A 7,156-nucleotide genomic window follows, 5' to 3' on the forward strand; every position below is an offset into this window, starting at 1 on the left:
ACCTCTTCCCATACCGAACAGAGAAGTTAAGCCCCTTATGGCCGATGGTACTGGTATTCCAACCGGGAGAGTAGGTAGCTGCCATATTTATTTAATTAAGCCTTTACGTTTACTACGTAAAGGCTTTTTTAGTTTATTCGTATTCATATCTATATTACCTATAGAATTCTCAGTTTATTCTCTCTAAAAAGAAGTGAAAAACTCCTGCTTTTAAGTGATAAATTACCTCACTGAATTCAGGTTATTTTAATCCATTGATTTACTAAAATCAACCGGTGATCATTCTATCTGTTCTAGTTCTTAAAACAGTTATATGTATTTGCGTTTTTTGAACACATGTAGGCAAAATTACTGTTGGGTATATGTACGTAAAATAAATCTTTAGCCAATAAATTGTCCAAAATAGCGTTGCATTCATGGCCCGTAAATTGAAAATGTTGGAAGCGGTACGGCTCTATCAAACTATGAAAAATGCGAAATATCTACTTGTTTTTAATTCTAGTACTAACCTCTTTTTTGATCATTCCAAAAATCGCTGTAGGCCAGAGCTGCTCCATAACAGCAACTTTTAAAACTTATGAATCCCGGTGCGCTGCAACAGGATCAATAAAAGTTTTTTCAGGTGGTGGATCCGGCTCATATAAGTATAAGACTTTTGGACCCGTTAATTCCAATTTTACGACTTCTGATTCCCTTACAGGGTTGTCGGCTGGTGTATATTCTGTTTTAATTACAGATATTGTGTCCAATTGTTCTTATACACAATCAGGATTAGTTGTTCCGGGATCTTACCAGGATCCAAGGTTTGGACTTAATAAAACAGATGTAAGTTGTGATGGGGTTAATAACGGGAGTATACAGGCGCAAGGCCAGCAATTTGGAAGATCTCCTTTTCTTTTTACAATTGTTGCACCATCCCCAATGGGAGTAGGTACTGTAGACAGCAACGGTGTATTTAATAATTTATCCGCAGGAAATTATTCCATACGCCTTACTGACTCCTGCGGTGGTATTCAAACCCGAAACATAACGGTGAATGGGTATAGCTGGTGGATTGATTCCTACAATTTCAATAAAATATCCTGTGACTCCGCATCGGGATTTATAAAAGTGGTTGACAGCAGGGGAAATATTAGTACCATCGGAGGAATTCCGGGTTTTCACTATGGTATTGTTCGTTCGCAGGGTGACACTGTCTGGTCGTTAAACCCCAACTTTCAATTTGCACTTTTAGGGCAAACACATTTTACGGTGGTAGCCGAAGATAGTTGTGGAGATATTAAAAGTGCTCCTGCACAAATTATTATTCAGCCGTCTGTTAATGGTGTGATCATCACTTCTCAATCATGTACCAGTTTTACAGCTACAGTATCTGGCGTTACCAATTATTATACAGCTGGTTTTTGTTTATACGATAGTGCTAATAATCAATTAAGTTGTAATACTACTGGTATTTTTACCAATCTTACTTATGGTAATTATTGTATCAAGATACATGACAACTGTACTGACACAACGATCATCAGATGTTTTACAAATGCTCATCCGCCGTTAGGAATTATCAATTCTGTTTTAATAGCGAATAAAACCTGTTCGGTTTTTTCCGCCAGTATTACCGGACAATATGGGTTGACTAATCCTAACTATTGTTTGTATGATTCAACAAATACAAAGGTTGTATGTAATTCAACAGGTGTTTTTAATAATCTTATCTATAGCCGTTATTGTATAAAAGTTACTGACGGTTGCCGGGATACCACCATCTCAACCTGCTTTGCTACTGTAAGACCTGTACCGATAGTTCCAACCAGTTTTACCCCGCATTATATTACCTGTAATACCTTTGGTATTACAGTGGGTGGTGATAGTTTAACCCGCCCAAGTTATTGCCTTTACGATAGCACCAATTCTTTGATTGGCTGCAATAGTACCGGCAATTTCGATAGTCTTTCTATCGGAAGATTTTGTGTTCACGTATATGATTCCTGCTATGATACAACTTTTGTAAGGTGTTTTTCCGCTGGATCAAAAACAATCACAAACGACATGAGTTTAAATGCGTCTAATAAAGCCTGTAAAAATTTTACGCTAACTATCAACACAAATAATATAAAAAATGCGTTGTTTTGCCTATACAACGCTTCCGATTCATCTATAGCATGCGATAGTACCGGCATTTTTAATAATATTCCCTACGGCAGTTATTGTGTAAAGGCAAAAAATGATTGTCCGGATACTTCCTTTTTTACATGTATCACCGTTAACGCAAATATGCCGTCAGTTGATAATTCCGTTCAATTTTTAAAATATACCTGTAGTACTTTTTCTGCGCAGATAACCGGCCAGCAAAATTTAAACAGTCCCATTTACTGTCTCAGTGATAGCAATGGGGTACAAATAATCTGTAACAGCAACGGCAGGTTTGATAGTTTGGCTTATGGAAAATATTGTATTAAAATTAAAGACAGCTGTAATGATACCACCATCGTGCGTTGTTTTACGTCACTTCCTTTGCCTGCCCATATTAGTGTCACTTCCAACAAATCCTGCAGCTACAACTTTGCAAAATTTACTGTGTCGGTACTATCGGGTGTTTTACCGGTGAATCTAAAAATTTACACCTATACGCACAGTGTACTTTTTTCAGGTAATTATAACAGCAATCAATTTAGTATAGATAGTATTCCGGGTACAGTAACAGGGCAAAACTACACAGTGATTGTAACAGATAGTTGTGGTAAACAAGATTCTGTTAATTTAGGAGCAACTGCCAGCTTTTTATCACATTCTATTTCAGCTAAAGGCAAGTGTCCAAGTGGCACTTATCCGAACGGCTCCGGAGATATCATTAGTACTGCTTCAACCAATATGGGATATTTGTCTGTGAAAATAGTTTCACACAATGGCACTGTATTATCTCCTTCGGTTTTACCTGATATTGTATTGGGCGGTGTATATACTTTTCAGGATTTAGCACCAGGATCATATATGGTAAAATACAAGGCAAGTGACGGATGTAATATTTTTTATCAGGATACGGTGGTTATACAACCATATCATTTCCCCGATTTAAGTAGATCCTCAGCCTATCAATGCGATAGCGATGGATTTAATTTAAAAGCCATCATTTCAAATGGCGTAGGGCCGTTTAGCTTTGAAATTATTGGAAGTTCACCCACAGCACCATCCATAATCTCAGCCCCCCAGGCCAGCCCTGATTTTTCTATTAATAACGGAACCAATTATACACTGGTAAGGTTAAGGGCGCTGGACGCCTGCGGTAATGCAGCATTGGCGGATGCTAGTGTATTGCCGTTGGCAAATAACGCTATTGTAAATACCTATAATTGTTATCAGGTAGCAACTACACTGAGGATGGATACTGTGTACAACGCAAACTTTACATGGTATAAAAAGGCACAGTACAGCAGCACCGACAGTCTTTACCTGAGTAGTGCTTCCAGCATTTATATTCCATTTGTTACGTACGCTGATACAGGCTTTTATGTTTGTCATTTTATTTTAGGAACAGGTTGTATCAACAGAACCTACAATTATCATCTGGATGGCTCCTGTAATCAGGTACTGCCCATCTATCTGCAACATTTTAATGGAAATTTTGTAGCAAACCATATTTTGTTAAGCTGGCAATTAGCAATCATTCCATCAGCAAAATATGTTGAAATAGAAAAAAATTCCGGCGATGGAAATTTTAAAGAAATCGGCTCTGTAAAAATCACTGCGGCAACTCCGTTGCAGCAGTACCTCTTTACAGACACCCGCCCGGCATTTAAAAACTTTTACAGACTGAAGTGGAAAAACAACGACGGCACATTCACTTATAGCAATATCGTTGAGGTTTCCCGAACTACGGAATCAGGGGGCGTTCGGATATACCCCAATCCTGCCAACGATATAATAAATATTAGTTTTATCAATCCTAAAAATGATCTGTTCAATATAACCATATTAAACCTGTTGAATCAACCGTTAAGGGAACTGAAAAACCTCAGTGATTTAAATGTAATTCAAATTAGTAGTTCTGGTCAATTAAAAAGGGGGCTATACGTTATAAAACTGACCAATTTAAATACACAGGAAACATTTACCCAGAAAGTGATTTTCCGGTAAAAACCTTCCCGTTTTTAACAGCGAATAAAAAAAAATAAATTATTTGTAAAATAGTGTTTCATTTTAAATCATAAACGCTACCTTTGCCGTCCAAAAATAAAGGGTTCACAATGCCTACAATACAACAATTAGTTAGAAAAGGAAGAGAAATTATTAAAGCTAAAAGTAAGTCAAGAGCTTTGGATGCATGCCCGCAACGTCGTGGTGTTTGTACAAGGGTGTATACAACTACGCCTAAAAAACCAAACTCTGCTTTGCGTAAGGTAGCCAAGGTACGGTTAACCAATAAAATTGAAGTTATTGCCTATATCCCTGGTGAAGGACACAATTTACAGGAACATAGTATCGTATTGATCCGTGGCGGAAGGGTTAAAGATTTGCCGGGTGTACGTTACCATATTGTTCGTGGTAGTTTGGATACAGCAGGTGTTAAAGACCGCAAGCAAAGCCGTAGTAAATACGGAACCAAAAAAGAAAAAGCTAAAAAATAATTCATAAAATTTCAATCGTCCGTTTATTCGTGGTGGGAGAAAAAATATATAACAATGCGTAAAACACAACCAAAAAAAATACCCTTAGCACCAGATCCTAAGTTCAATGATAGATTAGTTACCCGTTTTGTAAACAATTTAATGTGGGCTGGAAAAAAAAGTGGTGCATATATTATTTTTTATGATGCTTTGGATAAAGTAAGTAAAATAACAGGTGACAATGGTTATGAAATCTGGAAAAAGGCTCTAAGCAATATTACTCCTGGAGTGGAAGTTCGTAGCCGTCGTATTGGTGGTGCTACGTTTCAGATTCCTGCAGAGGTTCGTGCGGATAGAAAAGTTTCTTTAAGCATTAAATGGATGGTAAAATACAGCCGTGATCGCAATGGTCGCAGTATGGCTGATAAATTAGCAAATGAAATAGTTGCAGCCAGCAAAGGTGAAGGAGCTTCTTATAAAAAGAAAGAAGATACACATCGTATGGCTGAAGCTAATAAAGCGTTTGCTCACTTTAGAATTTAAGAATAACAAAATAATTTTTATAAGGCTACTCTCATCAAGGGTAGCTTTTTTTTTGGTGATCTTTCAACCATTTTATTGTTTATCTTCCTGAAAATATTACCCCCTTTACCAAATATTCTCTGCAGATTTTGAAAAGAAAAATAAGTATTTACACCGCCTCTGCCATTGTGGTGGCCAACATGATCGGTACAGGGGTATTTACAAGTGTTGGGTTTCAGTTAGCTTCAGTACAAAATACCTGGAGTATTTTATTGCTGTGGCTTGCAGGTGGTTTACTGGCGTTATTTGGTGCTTTTGCTTATGCAGAACTGGGTACACATTTTAAAGAATCCGGAGGAGACTATATTTATTTGTCAAGGGTTTTTCATCCTTTGTTAGGTTATTTATCCGCATGGGCCGGCCTTACAGTCGGCTTTTCTGCGCCGGTCGCCTTAGCCGCCATGGCTTTTACCAAATATCTTTCTCCGTTTGGATTGCAAAATAATATGTGGCTGGCAATTGGTATTATTGTATTAATTGGGTTGATGCATAGTTTTACAATCCGCCATAGCAGCCGGTTTCAAAATATTTCAACAGTAATAAAAGTACTTTTTATTATTTGCCTTATTGTACTGGGCTTTTTTATTACTGGTAATACCAACAGTGCAGTAAATTTTAGCAATAGCTGGAAAAGCGAAATTTTAAAACCGGGCTTCGCAGTTTCGATGATATATGTTGGCTTTGCTTACATAGGGTGGAATGCAGCAGCCTACGTTGTAGATGAAATTAAGGATCCTGCAAAAAATCTGCCCAGGGCTTTGATTGGAAGTACGTTGTTTGTAGCCATTGTGTATATACTTTTTCAATTTGTATTATTGAAAAATGCTACCGTAACGCAGCTGGTTGGTAAAGAAGAAGTAACTTTTATTTCTTTTGATAACCTGTTGGGAAGCACCGGTGGTAAATGGGTAAGTATATTTATAGCCATACAGTTAATTGCTACCGTTAGCTCGTATTTATGGGTAGGCCCAAGGGTAACGATGGCTATGGCAAAAGAGTATAAGCTTTGGCAGCCCTTTGCTAAAAAAAATACCCACGGTATTCCTGTTACAGCAATATGGCTGCATGTTTTTATAAGTATCTTACTTGCGCTAACCGGAAGTTTTGAAAAAATATTACTGTACGCCGGATTTGTTCTTCAACTGATGGCTTCCTTAACAGTGGCTACCAGTTTATTTTTAAAAAACCGGCAACCGGGCACATTCAGAAGTCCGTTTAAACCATTGTTGCAAATTATATTTTTACTGTTTAATGCCTGGGTACTTATTTTTACAATTATTGAAAGGCCGGTAGAAAGTTTAATAGGAATCGGAATTATTTTAGCAGGCGCCGTTATTTATTATTTTGATAGTCCCCATCCGGTAGAGCAGATACTTAATACAGATTAGTTTTACATTTTTTGTTACAGAAAAACACATACCTTTGCCGCGCTAAAAAGTTCAGCAAGAAAGGATGTTAAGGATGGCCGCTGTAATTTATTTAGCATATTATGAGAGTACATTCATCAAATTAAAGCAACCCACTACCTTCGGGTTTAATGCCCTGCTAAGAACCAGGCATCAAAGATCAATATAGAAAAATAGTACAAGAGTGCGACGCCAATGAAGCTGAATTGTAATTCAATGGCTGGTTACAAAAATAAAAAAACAGCCGTTAAAAAATGGGTGCAGTTTTTAACAAATAAATTTTCAATACTAAATTTTTAATTCAAATAAAATGGCAGATTTACGTTATCAACGAAACTTTGGTATTGCGGCTCACATTGATGCCGGTAAAACCACTACCACCGAACGTATATTATATTATACCGGGGTAAATCATAAAATTGGAGAGGTGCATGATGGTGCCGCTACTATGGACTGGATGGCCCAGGAACAGGAAAGAGGTATCACTATTACAAGTGCTGCAACCACATGCTTCTGGAACTTCCCAATGCAGAATGGTAAAAAATTGCCAGAAACAAAACAATATAA

The 7,156-nt window shown here is 37.3% G+C and carries 5 protein-coding genes and 1 rRNA gene; all 6 read left to right on the forward strand.

Features of this window, described 5'->3' with window-relative positions:
- Positions 1–87, forward strand: a 5S ribosomal RNA gene (gene rrf / locus H7254_RS13845); the annotation flags it as partial.
- A gap of 384 nt (positions 88–471) precedes the next feature.
- The gene (locus H7254_RS13850) at positions 472–4,131 is read left to right on the forward strand and encodes a T9SS type A sorting domain-containing protein (protein WP_301933528.1); all 3,660 of its coding nucleotides are present in this window, start codon (positions 472–474) and stop codon (positions 4,129–4,131) included.
- Positions 4,132–4,241: 110 nt separating this feature from the next.
- Positions 4,242–4,622: a 30S ribosomal protein S12 gene (gene rpsL / locus H7254_RS13855; RefSeq protein ID WP_290339499.1), complete on the forward strand. Its 381-nt coding sequence runs from the start codon at positions 4,242–4,244 to the stop codon at positions 4,620–4,622.
- Positions 4,623–4,676: 54 nt separating this feature from the next.
- A complete protein-coding gene (gene rpsG, locus H7254_RS13860) occupies positions 4,677–5,144 on the forward strand; it encodes a 30S ribosomal protein S7 (protein ID WP_301922164.1) in 468 nt (155 codons plus the stop codon).
- 128 nt (positions 5,145–5,272) lie between these two features.
- On the forward strand, positions 5,273–6,571 hold the full coding sequence (locus H7254_RS13865) for an APC family permease (protein ID WP_301933529.1): 1,299 nt from the start codon (positions 5,273–5,275) through the stop codon (positions 6,569–6,571).
- A 328-nt stretch (positions 6,572–6,899) separates the two neighbouring features.
- Positions 6,900–7,156: GTP-binding protein (locus H7254_RS13870; protein WP_301933530.1), on the forward strand; the 257-nt coding region annotated here is incomplete at its 3' end.

This window comes from Ferruginibacter sp. (genome assembly GCF_014377975.1).
Taxonomy (GTDB): Bacteria; Bacteroidota; Bacteroidia; order Chitinophagales; family Chitinophagaceae; genus Ferruginibacter.